Origin of the sequence: Desulfoprunum benzoelyticum, assembly GCF_014201505.1 — a bacterium.
GTDB classification, from domain to species: Bacteria; Desulfobacterota; Desulfobulbia; order Desulfobulbales; family Desulfocapsaceae; genus Desulfoprunum; species Desulfoprunum benzoelyticum.
The window spans coordinates 12342-33833 of sequence record NZ_JACHEO010000029.1 but is presented as its reverse complement, the minus strand read 5'-3'; the positions used below and the strand labels follow the sequence as shown (position 1 = coordinate 33833).

26 protein-coding genes and 1 pseudogene are annotated in these 21492 nt (G+C 48.3%); 16 read left to right on the top strand and 11 right to left on the bottom strand.

Annotated features, from left to right (window positions below):
• The 3 genes from HNQ81_RS16290 to HNQ81_RS16280 all read left to right on the top strand — a co-directional run.
• Positions 1-761: AAA family ATPase (locus tag HNQ81_RS16290; protein WP_183352367.1), on the top strand; the 761-nt coding region annotated here is incomplete at its 5' end.
• 51 nt (positions 762-812) lie between these two features.
• Positions 813-1040 carry a hypothetical protein gene (locus HNQ81_RS16285; protein WP_183352366.1) on the top strand — a complete coding sequence of 76 codons (228 nt, stop codon included), beginning with the start codon at positions 813-815 and terminating at the stop codon, positions 1038-1040.
• Between the two features lie 254 nt (positions 1041-1294).
• Positions 1295-1654 (top strand): HNH endonuclease, encoded by a 360-nt coding sequence (locus HNQ81_RS16280; protein WP_183352365.1) that lies wholly within the window; start codon positions 1295-1297, stop codon positions 1652-1654.
• Positions 1655-1742: 88 nt separating this feature from the next.
• Here HNQ81_RS16280 and HNQ81_RS16275 read toward each other — a convergent pair whose 3' ends face one another.
• The gene (locus HNQ81_RS16275; protein ID WP_183352364.1) at positions 1743-3407 is read right to left on the bottom strand and encodes a DUF262 domain-containing protein; all 1665 of its coding nucleotides are present in this window, start codon (positions 3405-3407) and stop codon (positions 1743-1745) included.
• Positions 3408-4074: 667 nt separating this feature from the next.
• On the opposite strand from HNQ81_RS16275, the gene HNQ81_RS16270 reads away from it, so the two are divergent.
• From HNQ81_RS16270 to HNQ81_RS16215, 12 genes and pseudogenes are all read left to right on the top strand, one after another.
• On the top strand, positions 4075-4641 hold the full coding sequence (locus tag HNQ81_RS16270; RefSeq protein ID WP_183352363.1) for a recombinase family protein: 567 nt from the start codon (positions 4075-4077) through the stop codon (positions 4639-4641).
• Positions 4625-5026 (top strand): DUF7673 family protein, encoded by a 402-nt coding sequence (locus tag HNQ81_RS16265; RefSeq protein WP_183352362.1) that lies wholly within the window; start codon positions 4625-4627, stop codon positions 5024-5026. The genes HNQ81_RS16270 and HNQ81_RS16265 overlap by 17 nt, the downstream gene beginning before the upstream one ends.
• Positions 5027-5162: 136 nt before the next feature.
• On the top strand, positions 5163-5375 hold the full coding sequence (locus tag HNQ81_RS17410) for a ParB/Srx family N-terminal domain-containing protein (protein WP_205240314.1): 213 nt from the start codon (positions 5163-5165) through the stop codon (positions 5373-5375).
• A gap of 356 nt (positions 5376-5731) precedes the next feature.
• The gene (locus HNQ81_RS16255) at positions 5732-6034 is read left to right on the top strand and encodes a hypothetical protein (protein ID WP_183352361.1); all 303 of its coding nucleotides are present in this window, start codon (positions 5732-5734) and stop codon (positions 6032-6034) included.
• A gap of 900 nt (positions 6035-6934) precedes the next feature.
• Complete coding sequence (locus tag HNQ81_RS16250; RefSeq protein ID WP_183352360.1) at positions 6935-7528, top strand: site-specific integrase; 594 nt, start codon at positions 6935-6937, stop codon at positions 7526-7528.
• A gap of 15 nt (positions 7529-7543) precedes the next feature.
• Positions 7544-8128 (top strand): 3'-5' exonuclease, encoded by a 585-nt coding sequence (locus HNQ81_RS16245; protein WP_183352359.1) that lies wholly within the window; start codon positions 7544-7546, stop codon positions 8126-8128.
• A gap of 248 nt (positions 8129-8376) precedes the next feature.
• A complete protein-coding gene (locus tag HNQ81_RS16240; protein ID WP_183352358.1) occupies positions 8377-9084 on the top strand; it encodes a ParA family protein in 708 nt (235 codons plus the stop codon).
• Positions 9085-9090: 6 nt separating this feature from the next.
• Positions 9091-9429, top strand: a complete 339-nt coding sequence (locus tag HNQ81_RS16235; RefSeq protein ID WP_183352357.1) for a hypothetical protein — start codon at positions 9091-9093, stop codon at positions 9427-9429.
• A 138-nt stretch (positions 9430-9567) separates the two neighbouring features.
• A pseudogene (locus tag HNQ81_RS18215) lies at positions 9568-9714 on the top strand (DNA adenine methylase); the annotation flags it as partial.
• A 173-nt stretch (positions 9715-9887) separates the two neighbouring features.
• Complete coding sequence (locus tag HNQ81_RS16225) at positions 9888-10085, top strand: MerR family DNA-binding transcriptional regulator (RefSeq protein ID WP_183352356.1); 198 nt, start codon at positions 9888-9890, stop codon at positions 10083-10085.
• On the top strand, positions 10082-11050 hold the full coding sequence (locus HNQ81_RS16220; RefSeq protein ID WP_205240313.1) for a DNA methyltransferase: 969 nt from the start codon (positions 10082-10084) through the stop codon (positions 11048-11050). The genes HNQ81_RS16225 and HNQ81_RS16220 overlap by 4 nt, the downstream gene beginning before the upstream one ends.
• A 41-nt stretch (positions 11051-11091) precedes the next feature.
• A complete protein-coding gene (locus HNQ81_RS16215) occupies positions 11092-11853 on the top strand; it encodes a DNA-methyltransferase (RefSeq protein WP_183352355.1) in 762 nt (253 codons plus the stop codon).
• Here HNQ81_RS16215 and HNQ81_RS16210 read toward each other — a convergent pair.
• The 9 genes from HNQ81_RS16210 to HNQ81_RS16170 form a co-directional block, all read right to left on the bottom strand.
• A complete protein-coding gene (locus HNQ81_RS16210) occupies positions 11837-12694 on the bottom strand; it encodes a 4Fe-4S binding protein (RefSeq protein ID WP_183352354.1) in 858 nt (285 codons plus the stop codon). The two genes, HNQ81_RS16215 and HNQ81_RS16210, sit on opposite strands and share 17 nt — an antisense overlap.
• Before the next feature lie 163 nt (positions 12695-12857).
• On the bottom strand, positions 12858-14567 hold the full coding sequence (locus HNQ81_RS16205) for a hypothetical protein (protein ID WP_183352353.1): 1710 nt from the start codon (positions 14565-14567) through the stop codon (positions 12858-12860).
• Position 14568: 1 nt separating this feature from the next.
• A complete protein-coding gene (locus tag HNQ81_RS18210; RefSeq protein WP_183352352.1) occupies positions 14569-14808 on the bottom strand; it encodes a helix-turn-helix domain-containing protein in 240 nt (79 codons plus the stop codon).
• 142 nt (positions 14809-14950) lie between these two features.
• Complete coding sequence (locus HNQ81_RS18205) at positions 14951-15142, bottom strand: helix-turn-helix domain-containing protein (protein WP_353740493.1); 192 nt, start codon at positions 15140-15142, stop codon at positions 14951-14953.
• A gap of 418 nt (positions 15143-15560) precedes the next feature.
• Positions 15561-16844: a RepB family plasmid replication initiator protein gene (locus tag HNQ81_RS16190; protein ID WP_183352351.1), complete on the bottom strand. Its 1284-nt coding sequence runs from the start codon at positions 16842-16844 to the stop codon at positions 15561-15563.
• A 623-nt stretch (positions 16845-17467) separates the two neighbouring features.
• Positions 17468-18334 (bottom strand): metal-dependent hydrolase, encoded by an 867-nt coding sequence (locus HNQ81_RS16185; protein WP_183352350.1) that lies wholly within the window; start codon positions 18332-18334, stop codon positions 17468-17470.
• A gap of 3 nt (positions 18335-18337) precedes the next feature.
• Positions 18338-18514 carry a hypothetical protein gene (locus tag HNQ81_RS16180; RefSeq protein ID WP_183352349.1) on the bottom strand — a complete coding sequence of 59 codons (177 nt, stop codon included), beginning with the start codon at positions 18512-18514 and terminating at the stop codon, positions 18338-18340.
• A 13-nt stretch (positions 18515-18527) separates the two neighbouring features.
• Positions 18528-19343 (bottom strand): AAA family ATPase, encoded by an 816-nt coding sequence (locus HNQ81_RS16175; protein ID WP_183352348.1) that lies wholly within the window; start codon positions 19341-19343, stop codon positions 18528-18530.
• The gene (locus tag HNQ81_RS16170) at positions 19297-19839 is read right to left on the bottom strand and encodes a hypothetical protein (protein ID WP_240191794.1); all 543 of its coding nucleotides are present in this window, start codon (positions 19837-19839) and stop codon (positions 19297-19299) included. Before HNQ81_RS16170 ends, HNQ81_RS16175 begins: the two co-directional genes overlap by 47 nt.
• A gap of 220 nt (positions 19840-20059) precedes the next feature.
• Between HNQ81_RS16170 and HNQ81_RS16165 the strand changes: the two genes are divergently transcribed.
• Positions 20060-20464 (top strand): hypothetical protein, encoded by a 405-nt coding sequence (locus HNQ81_RS16165; protein WP_183352347.1) that lies wholly within the window; start codon positions 20060-20062, stop codon positions 20462-20464.
• Between the two features lie 133 nt (positions 20465-20597).
• On the opposite strand, the gene HNQ81_RS17960 is transcribed toward HNQ81_RS16165, so the two are convergent.
• Positions 20598-21362: a tyrosine-type recombinase/integrase gene (locus HNQ81_RS17960; RefSeq protein ID WP_337833468.1), complete on the bottom strand. Its 765-nt coding sequence runs from the start codon at positions 21360-21362 to the stop codon at positions 20598-20600.
• Between the last annotated feature and the right edge of the window lie 130 nt (positions 21363-21492).

Sequence of the window (21492 nt, the reverse complement as noted above, 5' to 3'; positions counted from 1 at the left end):
TCGACACCGAGCGGGACAGCGCGACCCTGGAAACCGGAAAGCCGGGGATCCCCGAGTTCTTCCATGCCCCTCTCGCGCAACCGTTCACGCCGGCCAGGTACCGGGAATATATCAACGCCGCGGCAGGGGAGGGTGCCGAGGTTATCATTATTGATTCTCTTTCTCATGCCTGGGCTGGTTCAGGTGGTGTACTGGACATGCACGACCTCGCCACGAAGGCTCAGAGAAGCGGCAATTCCTGGGCGGCCTGGCGTGAGGTTACGCCGGAACATAACGCCCTGGTAGACGCCATCCTGCAGTGTCCTTGCCATATAATCTGCACCATGCGGACAAAAACCGTATGGGAGGTGGTTGAAGGGGCAAACGGCAAGAAGGCCCCGCAGAAGATCGGCTTGAAGCCCGAGCAGCGGGAGGGGATGGAGTACGAATTTACCGTGGTCCTGGATCTCTCGCTCGAAAGCCATATCGCCACGGCGAGCAAGGACAGGACCAGCCTTTTCGATGGCCGGCATTTTGTGCCGACTGTCGACACCGGCAAGGAATTACGGGACTGGCTGGAGTCGGGTCAAGATCCCGAGGAGATCAGCAAGGGGCTGCTTGCATCCTTGAAGGCTGAGGCGAGCGGGATAGAGCAGGTCTTTTATCTCGATGATTGGGGCCGGCAGCACCGGGCGGATTTTGACAGGCTGCAGCCCGATCACCGGAAAGAACTGGTCGGTTTCTGCGCGGATCTCAGACAGCAAATACTCAAGGCGGCATAATTCAAATGCCATGCGCTACACTGTAGCGCATGGCAATGGAGGAAAACGATTATGATAATCTATGACATTCTGTACAAACGCGGTGAACACGAAGGCAAGGCAAGCTGGTTGAAGTGCGGTATCCTGTTGGAAAAGGAGGGAGGTAAGCGGTCGATCAAGATTGACACGGTGCCGGTCGGCCCGGACTGGAACGGATGGCTGGTGGTCAGTGAGCGAAAGGAACGGGCAGAACGGGAAGGGGTGAGTGTTCTTCCGCCGGGTGAGGAAGTCCCGTTCTAATATTAGATACTAATCTCAAGGAATACAGCCTGCTCTAAGCGAGCAGTGCGGGCTGTATTCCTTGGAAAGTCCCAAATTATTGACTTCTCCTATCTAATGCAGTAGAAATAAACCAGCGTTGTTCTTTTGAAGACTGCGTTATTGGGCGTTATTCTTATAAAAGAATTCGCCGTGCCAGTTCGGAATCCCGGCTGGATCCCCGTTTCATCTTATAAAAGTGAGCGGGCTTCTATTAACACTTTAGGAGCTTACTCATGCCGAGTCCAATCGTTAAACCGCGTTTTGAGGCATTTCATAAACAAGCAGGCCGTTGTTATTATTGCGGAAGTCTGATGTGGCTGAATGACCAAGAGGGCTTTGCCCGCAAGCATTCAATATCGATATCGGATGCCGCAAAATTCAAATGCACAGCGGAACACCTTGTGGCCCGCTGTGATGGAGGCGGTAACGACAGAAGCAACATTGTCGCTGCTTGTCTTTTTTGCAACAATACCCGCCACCGCATGAAAAATGCGCCTGCCCCGAATAAATATAAAGAACATATACAAAGTCGAATAAATAAAGGGAAATGGCACCCAAAATCACTACAGCATCTCGTGTCTTTTCCTGCTTGAGTTAGATGTAGAGATCGCGACCCGATCTGAAGATGGACAAGTGCCATCTTGCTTTCCTCGATCTCGGCGCTGGTTAAACGATTCTCACTTAAACAATCAGAGACCTGAAACGATCTCGTATGAGCAGCTTTCGAGCTTCCAAGAAATCATCGTATCGGTCCATTTGCCAAAGCGAGGGTTCTTGCGGTATGAGATGGAGCTCCAGGTACTCTTTGGGCTTGCCAGAAAGCCAATCAGCGGGCAGTGTATCACTTTTACATCCTGCTCCGTTTTCCTCTCTGGTAAGAAGCATGCAATTGGCGAGCTGATTTCTGGCATCTTCACGATATTTCATCACCTGTCGGCCGGTTTCAGGGTTGAGTACCTTAATTTGTTCCAGTCGGCTTCTCGGAAAAATATGATCGATTTGAGGCAAGTTATTGTCATAAGCGGGCACATGTGTGAAAGTCGGATACCAGATGTTGAACAGAAGGTGGATAGTTTTTGAACCATATCCCATTTGCCAGAAACGATCTTCAGTTAGTTCTAGACTACGCCCTTGAGAACGAATCACTGCAAAGGCTTCCGAACTATCGAATCCTTGTAGCTCGCGGTGCTTTTTGACCAAGGCATCAATGAGATTATCTGACTGACCACTGAAAGCCCCTGTCAACAATGATCTCAGCAGATATTGATCGACTTCTTTTGCTTTTTTCCAAGCTTCAAGAAAATGGTATCTCACATAAACCAAGGGGATAAGTGCTAAGTATGACGGTAGAGCTTTATCGCATTGAATATATGTTTTACTACGCACAAAATCTGATATATCCCGAATAGCAGCAGAAATGTTCTCCCATTGTGCCTCTATGTTTTCGCGGACCCCCTTTTTACGGAATTTTGATACTTCGTAGCGAGCACCATGATCTAACAAAACTAGGCACGTTTTCAACACAAAATCCCTATCAAAAGCAAAGCCATGTTTATTAAGGCTATCAAGTAAATCTTCCATTTTTTGATCGGCAACTTCCCAGCTTGCATTGAGTAACGAAAAGAGCAAATCGGATTTGCCCAACTTAGTCCCTCCAGAATTAGCACGGATGAAAACTTCTACGACATCGTCTTCAGAGTATAAATTAGGATTGTCAATACTATCAAGCTCTTGATATGTGACTGCTTCATCCATTTTGAAGGTTCGATCAACCAGATCAAGATGGTCACCAATTTTGTCTTCCTCGTTTGAAGTTAACTCTCGTCCAGCTTGCAGTTTAATGGTGTCAAGAACTTCACGTTTCTTGCGCGTTGTGAAAATCAAATCCTTAAATCGCACATATGGAAATAAAGCTGTTGACGATTTAAGGAAGCTGAATTTGTACTTGATATCATCGGGTGAAGCAACTTCGCCACTTAGCAAATCGAAATACAGTTCCTTTCCTTCGTAACTGCCACACAAGCCGATAAAAAGGCTTTGTAAGCGCTGTTGACCATCTAAAACAAGATTCTTCTTTCTATTGTCTTCCGGCACATAAAAATCGCTGAGGCGCAATGTATCTTTCCAGTTATCAATAAATTTTCGACGTCGTATAGCACTTGTGGTTTTCCAAACCAACAAGGTGCTTATAGGATATTCACGCAAAATGGAATCGAATAGACGGCAGATCTGTTCTTCACTCCAAACGAATGGCCGTTGGATATTGGGAAGCCAGAAACCGCCGTCCTCTTCAGCATTATTAAGAAATCCAACCAACTTTCTGATAGTTTGTTTCTGGTTTTTCATCGTTCTCTCATTTCGTATTTATTTTTGCTCAACAAATAATTCAACAGATCTTCACATCTCGCCATTTGTGATGTTATACAGAAAGCCAGTGTGTTGGGCAACTTGAAAGATACCACGATGGTATAGATCAAGCTTTGATTGAAGATTTGCCCCTGCTAACTTAATGTATTTTGTTGTTTGTTCCGATTGAGGTGATTCCTGTATTTGTTTCGTATCTTCAGAATCATCTCATGCTAACAGACTGTCCAAGGGGTGCTTCCAAAAAAATTCAGGAACTATCTCCCCAGACAAGAATCGTTGGATAGCCCGACCTAACCAGTAAACCAAACGAAGGTTTGCTTTACGAATCAGGCCGGCAACCCATCCCGGCCTTTTTAACGCTCGGAATAGTAAATAAATATGGTAAATAAATCAAAGTAAAGATATGCTATCAAAAAACGGATTTCTTTACTTGGGAGAAAAACATGGTTTGGGAAATGCTCGATGCGGATAGTGTGGAGCTTCATCGCGCATGGCAATTGTTGCCGGGTGGCCCGGAGGCAAAAGAACCGGTAACCGGAGAGTGCTGGCAATATCTGGGGACGGAAGACGGCGAGCATTGTTTCAGGCACCGGAATTTCGAAGGAGGCGGCCGGAAGTATGTCAGAATACCCGGGCGGGGGGCAGAATGAAAATAGGCTACGCGCGAGTCAGCACCCTTGATCAAAACTCGGAACTGCAGCTTGACGCCCTGAAGGTTGCGGGCTGTGAAAAGATCTTCCAAGACAAAATAAGCGGATCCACGGCTGACCGGCCAGGTCTGGCCGAGGCCTTGGCCTATGTCCGCCCTGATGACAGCCTGGTGGTCTGGCGGCTGGATCGGTTGGGCCGGTCGCTCAAGCACCTGATTGAAGTTGTCGAGGGCCTGGAAGGCCGGGGGGTGGGCTTCGTCAGTCTGCAGGAAGGCTTCGACACCACGACCAGCGGCGGCAAGCTCGTTTTCCAGATCTTCGGCGCCTTGGCCGAGTTCGAAAAAAACCTGATCCGCGAGCGGACCAACGCCGGGCTTGCCGCTGCGCGGGCAAGAGGGCGGAAGGGTGGCCGTAAAGAGAAGCTGACGGCCAGCCAGGTTGAGACCATGCGGAAAATGTCGGCAAGCCGGCAACACACGGTAGCCGAAATCTGCCGGGTGATGTCGATCACCAAACCAACATATTATCGCTACATGGAGGCGAACCATGGAAAAGATCGATAAAGAGACATACGGCCAGGCGGTATCGAAACTCGTGAAATTGGCCCAGGGAGACACGGGAGGCAGTCGAGTCGCCGCCCAGGTCTTGTTGAGTGCCTATAACGGAGATGCGTGGCAATTGAACATTGTTGATCTGTGTGTTCTGGACAAAAGCAATTATAAAGCCGCGCTTGATGTGATCCGCGGAAGGGTGGAGTTGTATATTGAACCACACACCTTGATTGCCAACGGTGATAGGATTTTTGAAGAATTGTGGCACAGCTGGCAGCGGTACCACGTGGAAAACCGTGCCAAACCTCTTTGCTCGACTTGCTCCGGATCAGGGCGGAGATGGGTTGACGATTCAACGGAGGTTGTTTGCGAAAGTTGCAAGGGGAAAGGGTATTGATGGAAATCGATGACAACTTCTGCCCCTGTCCTGTTGATGTTGGTGATGAGATCTATGCCAACGGGATTTTTGAATTCAATATCACGAAGTTTTTTATGGTGAGTTCTCATCTGTCAACGAATCGCATCTGGATTCAGTGGAGGTCTCTACGCCGATCATACTGGCGGAAATTTCTCCTGGCAGGTTCAACTTAATTGACGGCAACCACAGGACGGAGAAAGCGCGGATGATGGGGGTAAAGAAGGTTATTGCGTACAAACTCGGCGTCGAGCAGCACATGAAGTTTTTGACCGATCTGAAGGCGTATAAGGCCTACGTTGCATACTGGAACAGCAAATTTACAAAATGATTGGGTCGGCACGAAGCGTTTCTATCTATTCAAGCCAAAGTTGACTTTGGTCAATATAATATCGGTTTTATGAATTTTTATAATTTTATCAGATCGGATCCAAGCCCAAGGGAAAACGACACGCCAAGCTTTCTACCTTCATCATCAAAACACCTTCCATAAGGGTACCGTTATTCACCTGCCCCCTTGCGGGACAGTAATTCAGATCGAATGACGACCAAGTAATTTTTTTGCTCTCTTAATTTCATCATTCCATATTTTCATTTTTCAGGGTATTAGTACCGCCCAATATCGGCAAGACAGGAATATTGGGTAATTGTTTTCTATATTGTTAATTTTTTTGAGGATCAAAAACTATGAGCGAACAGCCTGATTGGGACAAATATTTTAATAAATTGAAATTTCAGGAATACAAAGAGAGATCTCCATTCCTTTCATCAAGGTCATATCCTACTGTATATAATGAAGATAGAACATGGTTATACCTTGGCTCTTTAGAGGTTGGAGTTGAGATTAAAAACCTCGCGATATTGAAACATTTTCTTGATCAAATAGAGAAAAATTATAAATCTTGGTCGCTCAATGATGAAAGATTCTATAGACAGTCACTTCTCAAATCTGACATGGAATTGCTAAAAGATATCATCGCTGATAGATGACAATCTATAAATTAAAATTAACTGTTGAAGTTCAGAATGTCCTGACAAGTTGACACGTTATGTCTCATTCAAGTGGCTTGAAGAGGGCTTTTCTTTGTTCATATTCGCCAAAGCAGCTGTCAGCAATATTAGAAAGAAGATTGGATTATAAGGTGTTTTATATGGTACGAATTCTCATCATATTAACTGTAAATTGTCTTATTCTGAGTTTATACGAAAACGGTACTGCTTCAGAAAAAATGAACTTCCGTATCGAATGCAACGATTTACTTCAGACAAGATGGGCCTATGAATATAACAATAATAAGTATCCAATGATATTTAAAATTGGATTAGCAACAAACGACTACGATCATCTTGGGATGTATGATTTGGTTGAAATGGGTAGTTTTACTTTGAAAGATGAAAGATTTTTTGAAGTTCATTTCAATTCTGTTACAATTGATTCGGATACTTTCCCCTCTAAGGAGAAGAAAATTGGGCATACAATGAACAAGATCCTATACTCCATAGACAGGAAACACCTTTATCATTATTATGTGCAGTTAAATGAAGATAAAACACAGATTCTTGGTACAAGATCGTCCTATCATACCAATTGTATTAGCATAGGCTTATAACGCCTATAATGACTTGAAGTTGTAACCATCCAAACCTTATACAGTTCTTTGATTAAATGTTGGTGATTCTTGCTCACCAACTTTAATCCCCAATTCAAACAACTTGCTAACTAATGTAAAATAGTTAGCAAGTCACAATCCCTTCACTTCTCAGCAAAAACAGCAACTTATTTCGATAAATTCACTTGCTACTGATTTTCTCGCTTGCTTACTCGCTAAGTTTAATGATATTATCTATTATAAGTTAGCAAACATACAATACAGCACACTCGGCCCCTCGATGACCAGAAATCCAAACCACCCCAAGAAAAATTCGACGATCAAGGTTGAACCGATCCGCGAAATCCGGGATATCAAATCCATCAAAAAACTGCTGGCCGACAACCCCCGTAATCTCTGTTTGTTTGTCCTGGGGATCAACACCAACCTTCGGGCATCCGATTTGCTCCGGCTCACTGCCGGCCAGGTCCGCCAATGCAAACCCGGTGACGAGATCACACTGAAGGAGAAAAAGACCGGCAAGCAGCGGCGGATCACTCTCAACAAGTCTGCTGCCACGACCGTCCAGGAACTGCTGGTATCCAACCCTCTCCCGGACGACTCTCCCCTCTTCTTCAGCCAGCGCGGTGAGGTCCTGACCGTCCCTTCCGTGAATCGCCTGGTCAAATCGTGGTGCCGGGCAATAAATCTGAAAGGAAACTTTGGCAGCCACACCCTGCGTAAGACATTTGGGTATCATCAGCGAGTACAGTTGAACACGTCTATTCCTGAATTAATGGTGATGTTCAACCACGCAAGCCAGAAACAGACGCTCGACTATCTTTGCATCCAGCCTGACGAGATCAGGGATGCGTATATGAAACTCGAACTCTAACTCAAGAGGTAACCTATGCTGATAGAAGAGTGGATACAGAAAGAACTTCTCAGCTTTGATATGTCCGACACATGCTGCAAGTGGCTGGCCGCAGATCCCCTCTTCCTCGACACCGAAACCACGGGACTTAATGAAAACGCTGAAATCGTTGAACTGGCGGTTGTGAATGTCAGGGGTGAGGTGCTGGTTGATACCTTAATCAAACCCGTCAATCCGATACCCGAAGAAGTTTCCCTTCTGCATGGTATAACCAACGAGATGGTTGACGATGCCCCTTGCTGGCGGGATGTGTACCTCGAAGTCGTTCCGTTTCTCACCGGAAGATTGATCCTGTCGTACAATGCCGCTTTTGACTCGCGCATTATCGACCAGTCCTGCAGGCTGTATCGCCTACCTCCGCCTTCTGCTGACTGGCGCTGCGTCATGCAGATGTACAAGGACCATACCCACAACCACAAGTTCGTCAAACTTTCATCAGCCGCAGCTGACTGCCAGGTTACAGTACCGAATCAAATACACCGAGCGCTTGCAGACACCTTGCTCTGTCTTGGCATTGTGCGGTATATCGGAACTGGGACAGCTCAAACCTTGACGATGTAAATTTGCCTGACATAGGTACGATCCTGTCATGAAAATTCGCAAGCCACTCCCCCATCAGGCAACTTCCCACAAGGAAAGCCTTTTCGAAAAGGTTCGATTCCATCAACAGGCCTTAAACGCATTCTTGCGTAAAAACGCATTTACATTTATACTTTAAATCACAAAAACACACGGATTTATATACATTTATACATATATATGTTTATACATATAAACCCCTATACACCCAAACACACATACACCTGAACATGCCGATCTTCTCTTTTGTCCAAACTAAAGGCGGCACCGGGAAAACCACCCTTTCCCAGGGGGTTGCCTGCTCGAAGACCTTTGCAAAGGCCTTCGGCAAAGTAGCCCTGGTTGAGATCGATCCACAGGGAACCCTCGCTGATTGGATCGGAGAGCGCATTGCTAATAAGCGGGCTCTCAAAAACGTCGCCTTTCATCAACTTGTGGGGCTGGACCTTGGGGTTCTGACCAGCAAGCTGGAGAAGATCGTTGAGGAGAACACGGCGGTCATTCTCGATGTTCCCGGTGAGTCTGTTGGCGGATTCGCCACAAAGCTGGCCCTTAACCTGAGCGACCTGGTGTTCATCCCAATGAGGACGTCCACCAACGACGAGGCCAGCTTTGGCCGCAACCTCTGGCCGGTCATCCAAGAGAGTCTGAGGGAGAACAAAGCAGCTTTCCATATTGTCCCCACCTTCATTCATCCGCAGACCAATACAAAGAATATTCAGGAATACTTCCGTGGGATCATGCCTGAGCAGATCGACTGCCTGGGAAGCGTCCTTCCCTTCCGCTCGGTGTTCGAAAATTTCAGCCGAGAAGGAATGACTCTCGCAGAATATTCAGCTTCGGTCAAAGGGAACAACAGGCTCCACGCCCAGGCGAAAAAAGCGGAGATAGACATGGAAACTATCGCGCAGGAAATTGTCAAGCTAACCAAGGAGTAGAGCGCCATGGCCCTGCCTCAGAAACAGAAGAAGATCATCTCCAATATTGGTGAGGCTGTACAGAAGGCCGCGGGAGTGGACGTACCCTCACCTACTCCAGATCCACAGCCTTCTGCAGAAACACCCATAGCAGCAGCGCTGCCCCCTTCACCCAATAAAGGCGGCAGGCCAACCCCAAGAACAGGGAATGTCGTTCGAACCAATATCATCTTGAACGAGGAGACGGCTGAGCGGCTTACCCTTGCTCTGGCAGCCGAGCAGGTCAAACGAAGGAGAATGGGGCAGAAGTTGGATAAGTCTCAACTTATTGAGGAATTGATTTTGAGGTGGTTGGACGAGAGATGATTATCAAGCATTGCGTATGTATATCACATTATTTTCAGACAACCTTGACTTCAGATTTGCAGAGAGAAAATAAAACCTTTCCTTAAATGGGCAAGCGACAAACAATAGCTCGTTGCCAACCATGCAGATCTATTCCCTTCCATATACAACCGTTATATTGATCCCTTTCTTGGTAGTGGAGCCGTTCTCTTCTATCTTCAGCCAAAACAATCCTTTCTCGGAGAATTCAACACCTTTTTACCAATATTTACAAAGCAATGCAAGAGAATGGCATCAGGCAAATGAGCTATACTTGGGTGGATAAGAGAAAGTTATTTGAAGGATTTCAGTTGGTGAAGTGTGGATTGGATTATAAGAGAATCAAACAAACAAAAAACTTAGCAAAATGATATTCTGAGTTTTTTCTTGCCTCAAGTGTATTGATAATGTTTAATAAGGTTTGTGATGGTTTGATAGCCATGAAACAAACAACAAAGAAAAATAGTCACCTCACCATTACGGAAGCCGCAAGCCTCCTGGGTGTGTCTGTTTCGACACTGCGTAATTGGGATCGGCGCGGGAAATTCACACCGCGACGCCACCCAATTAACGGCTATCGTATTTATGATCGTGCTGAGATTTTACGTCTCAGGGAACAGATTGTAGGAACAGAATGAAAGTTAGCGATAAATCTCTCTTTGAAGAAACAGACGCCGCTTCTCAGCCTGTAAAGAAACGGGGCCGCCCGCGTAAAAATGCTGGGCAGAATACGTCGATTGAAGTCAACAACCGTGTTTCCGATGAGCTTCCAGCCACCGTTGACCCGCGTAACAAGCTAAACGATCTGACTGCTCGGGAGTGGATTCCCGAGACGGTTTCTGTCTGGAACCAAAAGGGGCTTGGTGCAGGCCATCCCGATGCGCAAATTGAGCGTCAGCATCCCGCGCCATTTTCCTTCACCGATGTAGGCCGTCTCATAAGATTCTTCACGAAGAAGGGGCACACAGTCCTCGACCCCTTTGTAGGCATAGGGTCTACATTAAAGGCGTGTGCGATCGACGAACGCCACGGCATTGGAATTGAGCTGAATCACGACTTCGCGGAACTGTCACGCAAACGACTAGCCACCGAGGTCCGCAACATGTTCTCTACCGTGGATGGCCAACACATCCTGGAAGGCGACGCCCGCGATCATTTGCCGACGATTCCGGACGAGAGTGTGGATTTTGTCGTGACCAGTCCACCCTATTGGTCCATTCTCAAAAAGGAGGACCACAAAGTGCGCCAAGAGCGCCTTGAGAAGGGACTCGCTAAGGACTACGGCACCGATACCCGCGACCTTGCCAAGATTGAGAACTATGACGACTTCCTCCGCGAGCTGGTAGCGATTTTCGGTGAGTGCTCCCGCGTCCTGAAACGCGGTCGCTACATGGCAATCATTGTTAGCGATTTTCGCGACAAGTCCAAATACATCATGTTCCATTCCGACTTAGCGCAAGCGCTTGAGTCTTACGGCATGGAAATGCGTGGTCTCAAAGTCCTATATCAGCGCCACAAGAAGGTGTTTCCTTACGGATATCCGTATTCCTACGTTCCAAACATCCATAACCAATTCATCCTGATTTTACAGAAACCGAAATAATGTCAGACTCGCGTATTATTCATGGCGATTGTGTCGAAGGGATGAAATCCCTCGCCCCCGGTTCCTTCAACCTGATCGTTGCCGATCCTCCCTACAATCTGAACAAGGATTTTGGACCGTGGAAAGAAACCGAACGTAAGGCTGAATGGCGGGACTGGACGCGTGCGTGGCTTGAGGAAGCCAAACACCTGCTCTCCGATGAAGGTAATATCTTCGTCTACGGAATCCACCATCATATTTGCTGGGTTCAGTGTATGATGCTGGAGATGGGTCTAATATATCGTCGCCAGATCATCTGGCATTATGAGAACGGCTTTGCCGGATATGGGAAGCGTTCTCTCAATGCAACCTATGAACCCTTGCTTTGGTTCTCCAAAACGGACCGTTACATCTACACACCCATCCGCGAGCCCTACAAAAGTCAGGAACGTCTGAAACACAAGATCATCAAGAACGGCAAGGTGTGGGAACCCAATCCGGAGGGCCGTATGGCGGGGGACATCTGGTCATTTCCCACGCTTGCCGGGCGACGCTTTCGCGATGAGAAGGTCAAACACCCGACCCAAAAACCACTCTCAATTTCCCGAAGGATCGTCAAACACTTCTCCAACCCTGGTGATACTGTTCTGGTTCCTTTCACGGGCAGCGGTAGCGAGTGCGTAGCCGCCGTCATGGAAGGGCGAACCTATCTCGGCTTCGAGCTTAATTCTGATTACATTGATATGGCACGTGAGCGCATCATCGATGCGCTGGATAGCAACAGTTCGGAGCAGGCGGATTTGGCCTCTACCTTACCGGTCTAAACGCGCCCGGATAAGGTTCTGGAAGTTTCGCGTCGTCAAGGCCGAGACATTCGGCAAGGTCAATTGTCCCTTCACCAATGGTGAAGGCGTCACCGTCGAATCCATCGAGTGTCGCACAATGCCATAGTAACGCGACAAGAGCCCCGATCGTGATGGTACGGCAACGTAACCCGAGCACTTTCTCGATGTCGCGGACCACCTGATAGTATTCCGAGCGCACATTCGGAAATGACAGGATGATGCTGACTGGGTCGATTTCATCGACTGGATAGTCATAGCGGGAGTGAAGCACGGCAACGTCTTCGATAAGCGCACGCGGAGACTCCAGTACACCTGTGCCGGTTTCAATCTCCGCAACAAACGGCCTTTCGCTGCGAGAAAAGCCGACAGCGTCGATACGCACGTTGGTATCTCCACGCCGCCGAGTGCGAGCATTCAATCCAACTTCGTTGAGAAGGTTCCTGACCAAGAGTGTCGTCCGGCCATCGTCTAGCGCCCCCACCTTTCCCGGGAGATTGGCGGCAGCGGGCACATCAAGTGTTGCAATTTGTCCGCTTCGGTTCACTTCTGGATGCTCGCCCATTGCCGGCCCCGTGATAGCCAGCCCGGCAGGGTCTGCCGCTTCAACGCTGGCAGTCAGCCCATCTTCCAGGCTGATTGCACCGTACGGGCAGCGGCTGATGCACAATCCGCAACCGATGCAATCATCGGTCAAGACAAAGGCGACCGAGTTCTGGCCATCCCAGCGGATTGCCCTCGTCGGGCAAACATCGTGGCTAGGGTCACCGGGGAAGGCATCGAGTGCGCCAAACAGCGTCAGCTCACTTTCGTTCTTTTCCATGCAAGGGGTGTTACCGCATCCGAGGCACGTTCCGACTCCCGTACGTCCATCAGCCAGCATGACCGCCGTTCGCTCCTCATGCACGTAATACACATCCGTTACATCTGCACCGTAGTGCCTCGCAAACGTCCCTTTTACCCGTCGGCCTTTGTGAACAACGAAATCAGACACCGAGAAACCCCCGAAGCTGGCTGAGTTGCCTGTCGTCAATCGATACGCCATCGCGCATGGCGCGTAGTGCAAGGTGGACGAGGGTCGTCAAGTCGATCACACCAAGACGCAGACTAAAGGCTTTAAACACGTCGTCAATAAGATTCGACATCTCACCACGCTCGTTTGGAAGGCGATAGCCGACAATTAAACTCGCCAATTCGGGGCGCGTCTCCAACCCTCCCCGCGAAAGCAGAATTACCTTGTTTTCGAGCGCCTGCCGAACCGCCTTCGTAGACAGCATTATTTCCTCGGTCGGTGACTTGATTTCGATCGGAAGAGCACAGCCATCGACCATCACATAGGCGTCCCAGCGCTGATAATTCACTCCGGCACGCGAATAATCACTCTTGTAGCCGAGGATTTGAAACAGGTGCGTCACCAGCGGGTAGAACGCGACTTGTGTGTCCCTCGCGTGGTATTCCGCGAAAACCGCAGCCGCGACTTCGATACTTCCATGTGCTTCCAGCAGTCCGTTTAATTCTACGCGCAGCGCGTCTGGACCGCCCGAGCCAGCCTCTTCCGCTGCAACCATATTCGGAGGCACAAACAGGTGAGAGCGGTCATCGCGTCCATCCGGTGCCGCCGCCACTGCAGCCCGACTTGCGCCTTCTTCGAATTGTTCGGTTTGCGCATGCACAGGGAAAGCGGCGGCAATTTCGCCGAGCGAGAGGGACTGGAACGGCGAAAACAGCAGATTGCGTCCATCCGTACCCAATCGCTCGAGCACTGGGACCACCACAGCTTCCGCATCTGCAAGACGCCCTCCGACCGGCGCAATGTCAAAGCCGGAGCGTTCCAGCATCCTAAAGTGTGCCACAACGGCAAGAGCCTTGCACTCTTCAGGTGTGAGTCGCGCTGCGTCATTGACACGCAGATCGACGCTGGCAAAGACCCGATCGGCCAGCGCCTGGCCTTTCTCTGTCAAATAAAAGGTTTGGTATTTGCGCCCATCTCTAAATCTCGCTTGTCTCCGCGTCGCCCATCCCAAATCCCGCAGCAGGGCAATCGGCCACCGAGTATAGTTTTGCAGCGTATTTACCTGAATATTTCGAGCCACCGATACGGCTGCCACGGAGCTGTTTGTATCAGCTGCGCTTTTTCGTGCGGCCTTGATTGTCGCTACCACTGAATCCAGATTGGCCTGTCCGCGATCACTGGGAGCACTAAGCGGTCCGATGATCATTTCATCGCGCGAGAGGTGACCATCACAGGCCGCCATCACACACAAGATAAATGCGAATGGTCGGAGGTCGAAATCGCCCCTCACGGTGAGTATTGGCGTGGGGTAAACGATACCCAACACACATTCTTCTAGCAGCGGCCAGAAATCGCGCCCGGCTGCCACCACTTGCTTGCCAAGCAGCGTAAAAGTAAAGTTCAGCGCGCTTTGCGGAATAGGGTGCAGCCACCCCAGCGTGCGGAAAAGTTCCGCATACATTTTAAGCTGGTTGTAGAGAGGGTCACGGCTACGATCGGCCCTTGTCGAGCGCGCCACCGCTTTCTCGCCCATGTAGCCGGACGATGTTGCCAAATTAGCAGCGACCACCGCCGAAACAATGTTATCAAGGTTTACAGTGTACCCGTTCAGACGCTCGAAAGCCGCGCTATAGACACTGACGAAGTTATCAATAGTGGAACCGGGATTGGGGAACCTCAGCATGTCACGCCCCTGACCCCTTACCCGAATTGGAGAAGAGCTCAGCCAAGGTTACGCCAAGTCCTTCGGCGATTTTCTCGATGACAGAGAGGGTAGGGTTGCGCTCGCCCCTTTCGATCCCACCGATGTAACTGCGGTCAAGGCCAGAGTGGTCCGCAAGTTCTTCTTGAGTCAACCCGGCAGCCGTTCTAAAGTTACGAACAGCCTCTCCGAATTTGTAGGGATTTTGCTCTCTTCTCTCCATGCAAACATAGTCGCCCAGAGAGGACTATAAGTCCACGGACTATTAGTACCATTTCAGCATTATGTCATTTGCTTAATGTAGGCTGAAAAATTCGATACTAAAGGTTTGATTATGATCAATAGGAGGTGCAATCATGAAGAGATTACCCCAAGGGAGAGATGCCCCCGAATTCCGCGTAAAGCAGATGGTCATGTAGTGATCGCTGTTTTTCCTCCAGGCCAGCAATACCTTCTGTTTCGTATCTTTTTATGAATTTATAGGCAGTTTGGCTTGAAATTTCAAAATGTCGACAGAGTTCAGATAGAGTGAAATTTCCTGATCGCTGTTCATTGATGAACTCAATTTTGCCCCATCATCGTTTTTCCCATTCCACGACATGGGACCTTTCTTTGTTTGACAGGAAAGATCCTGCCCGAAAGTGTAAACGATGTACTGCTATAACTGTAAAGGATGTAGTGACATTGTCACCCTAATGGCTAATAACGGATAGGTAACGAGAAACTTTGGCGAGGTCGAGGATCTGCAATCCTCGGCTTTCATTACGCGAGATGTTCAGCAATGGAGAGAGGGCGTATGGAGAATATGCCCACTATTATATCCCCCGGGCATAAAAACCCCGCCAAAGTGTGCTTACCCAGAGGGTGGAAGCATGGCGGGTATGTTACCTACACGATAGACCAGCAACTACACCGCAGCAAGGAAAAACCTTTGCACACCCATATTCTCCGTGTGAATATGGGTATATTTTTCAACTACTTAAACTTCAGTACCTTTTCTTTCAAAAACACCCCAAACATCGCCTCAACAGCACCAGGTGCTACTCCTTCGGCATCAAACCGACCCACCACAATCTTGTTCCCTGTATCAACCAGGTATTGACGGAATTCAGCCAGGACCCCTGCCCTTTCCTCCCCCTCCAGTTTTTCAAACTGTGACAAAGCTCTCTCTAAAAGCTCCTGTTCCTGGGCTTCCTGCTGCCTTGCAGAGAGCAATTCCGTCTCTTTGTCCGCCTCCAAAGCCTTTCTTCTGGCCTCTCTTTCTTTTTCCGCTTTTGGGGTCTTGCGGCGGTAGTCTTCTTCTATTGCCACAACAGTGAAGGCAGGGATATTTTGAACCGTGCCCTTTTTGATATAGTCACGAACGGTGTCCAGAACCTCTTCAATATAAAATTCATCTTTACTCTTCAGGATCTCGGTAGCCTTGTTATTCGATATACCAAATTCAGTTGTCAGGACCTTATACAACTCCATGTTGTCCAGTTCGAATGCAGGTAGTGGCAGAGAAAGCTGTTTATTGGCGTTTATAAGAGGCTTGAGGTTTATAACGTTATCTGGGTTGCCCGTGATATAGAACTTTACAGCGACAACTCTTCTAGCCCGGGTGTATTCCACCCGTACCGAGAGATCGGATTTCTCGTTAATCTCTTCAACGGCCTTCTTGATGACATCCTTGTTCAGCGCTTTGAATGATTTGTACTCATTATCATTCAAGCCCAGTAGTTTTCTGAAATCTTCAATAGGGATAACAGGCGTTGCCCCAAACCCGCGTTTGACGTTGTAGTAATCGACAAAGAGCTCATACAGAGCGAGGGAATGTTTGCTGTTGAATCTGTTCTGAAGGCTGAGGCTGATCTTGGCATACATGGCCGGCTTGTACAGCTTCTTGCGAAACCTTGGTCCATACGAATAGAAACACACACCGTTGACGATCGAGACTTCGCCAAGAAGCGAGGATATCCCCCACTCTTCTCCGTCTTTGCCCAGGATGTTCCATTCAACGTTGGTCTCCTTCAGGCCCCGGATCAGGTCTTTCAAGTGTTTCAGGTTCCGGCTGTCATACTTCAGGGTGCCGCAGAGATCCTTTATGGTGATGGAATATTCCTCCTTCTCCTCAAGCTCATCAAATGCATTGGCCAGAAGAATATTCCACGTCTGCCGCTGCAGCAGATTGATCTCGTTTGAGATCTGAATAGCCGAGCTGTGCTTGATGACCTCATTCTTGCGAAGGCCAACTCTCTGGGTTGTTATTTTATCCATAAAAACACCATAAAAAAAAGGTGACAATAGTTCAACTACCATTATCACCTTTTCGATTAATTATTTATTTTTCCACGAATTATCTCATCACAAATCTTGTCACCTTTCTGCACAAATTATATCACCCTTAACCAACAGTTACCCCCAAACTCAAGGCAGAAAAGGGTTTGAGACGTTGCACCTGGGAAGGTGCCGTCACAAATCTTGTCACCTTTCCCACTCCCCTACCCCCGTCAGCACAAATCTTGTCACCTTCTAATAAAACTGACGAATTAAACCTTCCAAAGAGGCTACTTTCCGACACAAATCTTATCACCTTTTGACGACAAGTTTACTTTAGGCAAAAATGAGATGAGCCCCCTTCTGCACAAATCTTGTCACCTCTGCACAAATGATAACTCCTTTGTGCACAATAAATATCACTTCTCACCACAATTTCTGTCACCTTCCACCACAAACCTTATCACTTTCCGCACAATATTTATCACCTGAAAAACCTGTATCTCAATAAAAACAAGGGTTCTGGGGCGCGTAAAACACTTAAAACAAGAAGAACTTTAAAAACAACAACAAAGGAGGATAATGTTGATGATGTTTCTTATCTCTATATTTTCGGAATCATATCACTTTTGATCGATGATAAGTTTCAGATTGTCTCCCAACACCTGCCCCCAGACAAAATCTCCGGCTGAAGCATAATGCCATTTTTGATCTGTAAGAAAAAAGACAGGACTATCGGTTACAGTCCATCCTGAAATCTTCGCCATCTGCCAGGAATCTTTCTGAGGCTTGAGCCTGGCACGCAGGAAAACGCCATCTTTCGGGATGTGGATGATCTTTCTCTCGTTACCTTGTAACGCAAGGCCTGTCTGCCTCTCAGATCCGATTATCAACCACTCCCCTTCTTCAATTTTGCCCGACGACCAGCGCAGTTTCCCTGTCACTCTGCACTTCGTTAATCCCTTTGTTTGATATTCTTCAAACATGATCTTTGGCGAGCCGGTGAGCTGGCCGATCATTGCACTGATCCCCCCTACTGCTCCCATGTATCCCCCACCCCAGGCGATCATACCGAAAACTGCCAGTACGGCTATCTCAGAGGGGGATCCGGATTTGATCCTCCAGGATCTCCGAAAAATAACAAAGAGTTTTTCAGACCATGGTGCAAAAGCCCTGACGCCTGAAACGGTAGCGCAATCAACCAAGCAATGCAGTAAGGCGCCGGTACTGATAATGGCCAAAGGCATACAGAGAAAATAGCCAAGAAGCAGCAATGCCCCCCAGAGCCAGAAAGAATGAAAAGCGCCTCGGTGTCCGCAAAGCCGATTGAGTGGAAGCGAAATCGGAAAGAAAACTCTTCCTATAAAAGATTGGGGGTGATCAAGATCCGGGAGAATTGCTCCACCTGCCAGCAGAGCCAATGCAGGTTTTCCTGCCCCGGCCACGATGCCACAGGAAAGAGCGATGGCGATATGTGTCGGGCCGGTCATTGGTTAAGAAAAAAAGGAGATATATTTTGTGACGAGAAAAACTACCGGTAGGAAAAGAACAACGAGGATCGTCATACACCCTCCTTTACCTGGTTCTCCCCTCCCCTTCTCCATCTCATTGAGCGGGGTGCAGTCGAGGGCGGGATCATCATCGAGAAGGCCATGCGATTCGTCTTCCATAAAATCCCCTCTCTCATCTTCGCCGGTTTTCCATGCCCCTGAACACATAGAATCTGAAGATGATGCCGATGCCCATACCTATACCCCCCAGGAGATACAGGCTTGTTGATTCGAGCCCATGAGCAAGATATCTAAGCATGATAACCCCGGCCAGGACGACAAGCAACAATGGCGACAGATCCAGTTCCTCCCCCTGGACCTTTGCTGATTCAGGGGTGATCTCACCGCGAAGAGCCGCAATGAGCTGGCCCGGCATACCCCTGGCCGCATGCACGGCATCGGCGACGGGAGTTCTGCTTTGTAAAACCGGTGCTGCTGCTGTTGCGATCCTGGTCATTTCGTTTGTCGGCAAGGGCTTCACCTGGATCTCCGGCAGGCCCCAAAGAATTCTCCGAAGCTCCTCCCGTTTGAAAGGTGGAACCCCTGCGGCAATGATCGTTACACGGTCACGCAGGAGCTTGAGTCTACGCAGCAGGGCCGGAGGAGCCTGGTGGATGTCGTCGATCAGCAGCATTCCGTCTGTTTGTTTCAGAACCGCCCTTTCCATCCAGGACACGAGCCAGCTTGTCCTTCCCCGGATCTTGCCCTTGTCGTCCTGTACTTCCAGTTTCCATGTAAGACAAATGTCAGAAAGTATTTCTTTCACGGTATTCGCTGCGCTCACCAGGACCACCTTGCCGGGTGTGTTCTGGACGATCCTTTCAAGGATGGCTGTTTTCCCGGATCCATGACGTCCAGTCAGTACAAACCCCCTACCCTCCTTCAGCCTTGGCCGGATCTGTTTACTGAGAAGGTGATCCCTTCCCAGGAGTTTTGTCTGTCGCCACATACCCACAGAGCTCAAGCCAGGTTATGATTTTTCTTTCAGCGGAATCACGGAGCGATTTTGCTTTCTCCACGTCCTTGATAAGCTCGTAATAGGCAGAAATGCCTTTAGCACCCTCGTCTATCATGGTGTTCTGCAGTACCTCTTTTTCCTTATCAAGCGCATACACGATGGCTGACTGGCTTTGATAATCGGCATACAGTTCAGAAAGATGTTCGATTTTCTCGTGTGCCAGGTTCTGTTTCTCGAGTATTTGTTTTCGAGAATAGATAGGTACGGTCAGCATTGCTGTTGCAAATTCACCATCAACCGGACCGTCCTGATATATTCTGTGCTCGTATCCCGTCGAGACAGACACCTCGATATCACGCCCCTTGTAGCATTGAAGAATCGTTTGCTCTGCGATTTTCCATTCAGGCAGTTCTGATGCGATGCAGACGTTTTCGAGCAGGATCCCACAAAAACACATAAAAATATATGAGTATAAGTGTATACGCATAAATCCACATAAACATATAAATCAATAACAGTAAAAACACCAAAACACATAAACATATAAAAATATAGAAACAAAAAAGTAAAGATGTATAAACACATAAACATAAAACACAAGTGGTGTCAGTTCATGCACAGACAATGCGTTACATGGTAACATATTGTTGCCGTTTCAAGTGGGGAGGATTATAATACGTTACAAGGTAACCCATAAAAGGTGGATCATGGCAAACTCCAGAAAGCGTTTTTCGCCCCGCGAGACTTGGTTGGTCAAAAGTTATATTCGACGAAAATTACTTTTGGATCCAAGCTGGCCTTGTGACGAGCACCCCTCCGGCGGGACTGCCTCTTCAGATTTTGAAAAAATAGAGATCGAAGATTCTCAATCAGGCATTCAGTCTTGGTGTGAGAAATGGCTTAACGAAGAGCAATGGAAACAGCTCCTCGTGGCTCTTCGCGCAAAACGCAAAAGAGAAAACGACCAGGTTCGAAAAAGAAACATCACTTTGGACAACAAAGCCTGGCGGATACTGTCTACACTTGCAAAGCGTGACAAGGTAACTATGTCACAATTTTTAATATCTAGGTTTGAGCGAGAATATCTGGATATGGATGATTCCGAGATATGACTCCTAGTTGATGTCATGATTTAAACCCTTGGGTGTGCGCCATAAAGTGTATGGTAAATGTGTTAACGAGTACACACACATTTACATTTAAACACCAAAACACTTATACATCTAAAACAAAACCCAGCCGCATTCACGCATCAGCCTCAATCCCCAGGCGTATGGTCAGGTTGTCCGGCAATTTTGTGCGAGCATAAATCAGGGTTGTATCGAGCTTCGCATGGCCAAGCAGATTTTTAACCTGTTCCAACTCAAGATCGTTGCGGACAAGCTCACTGGCGTATGTGTGGCGAAGGCTATGGGGTTTTCGGATTCGCAGTTTTTTCATTTCAGCCCAGATCAGCTTTCTTCCCTTGGTCCAATCCTTCTGAGTGACTGACTTGTGGTTCAGGGCGGTCCTCAGCCACTCCGGCGCCGGCACCAGTCTTTCCTTGTTGCCCTTGCCGAGAACTTTGATAGCACCCCCCGGGGCAACCTTCGCGGTCTGGATCTCGCTGATGCGCAGGCCACAGCAGAGCATAAGACCCAGCCAGATCCCTCGCCGATCGCCACCTTGTGTCATTTCAATGGCTTTTCGTGAGAGATCCTTGAAGGCCACTTTGCCTTTGTCCTTTGGAACTCGTATGGGAATACGAGGAGGAATGACCTTTGACAGGGCGATAAACAAACTGTCATCGCCATTGCGGAGCAGCCATTTTGCGAAGGATCGGAGTGCTGCTACTTTTCTTCTCGCGTTTGAAGGTTGGAGTGGACTGATTGCGCCCTCGATGATTTCGAGCGAGATATCGGCAACTGGATAGCATCGCAGTTCCCACCAGCCGAGATCCCATGTGTATTCCTGGATTGTTCGAGCGGCGCGGCCGGCAGATCCAAGGAAAATGAAGTACTGCTCAGGCACGCTGGTGCAGGTTCGTGGTGGTCGTTCTTTTCTTACCTTTTTCTTACAGAAAACAAGTTTGTCTGTACTTTCAGCTGGTTCATTACTGTTGACAGGGTCCGGTGTGTTTGCATGTTTTTGAGTATCGGTG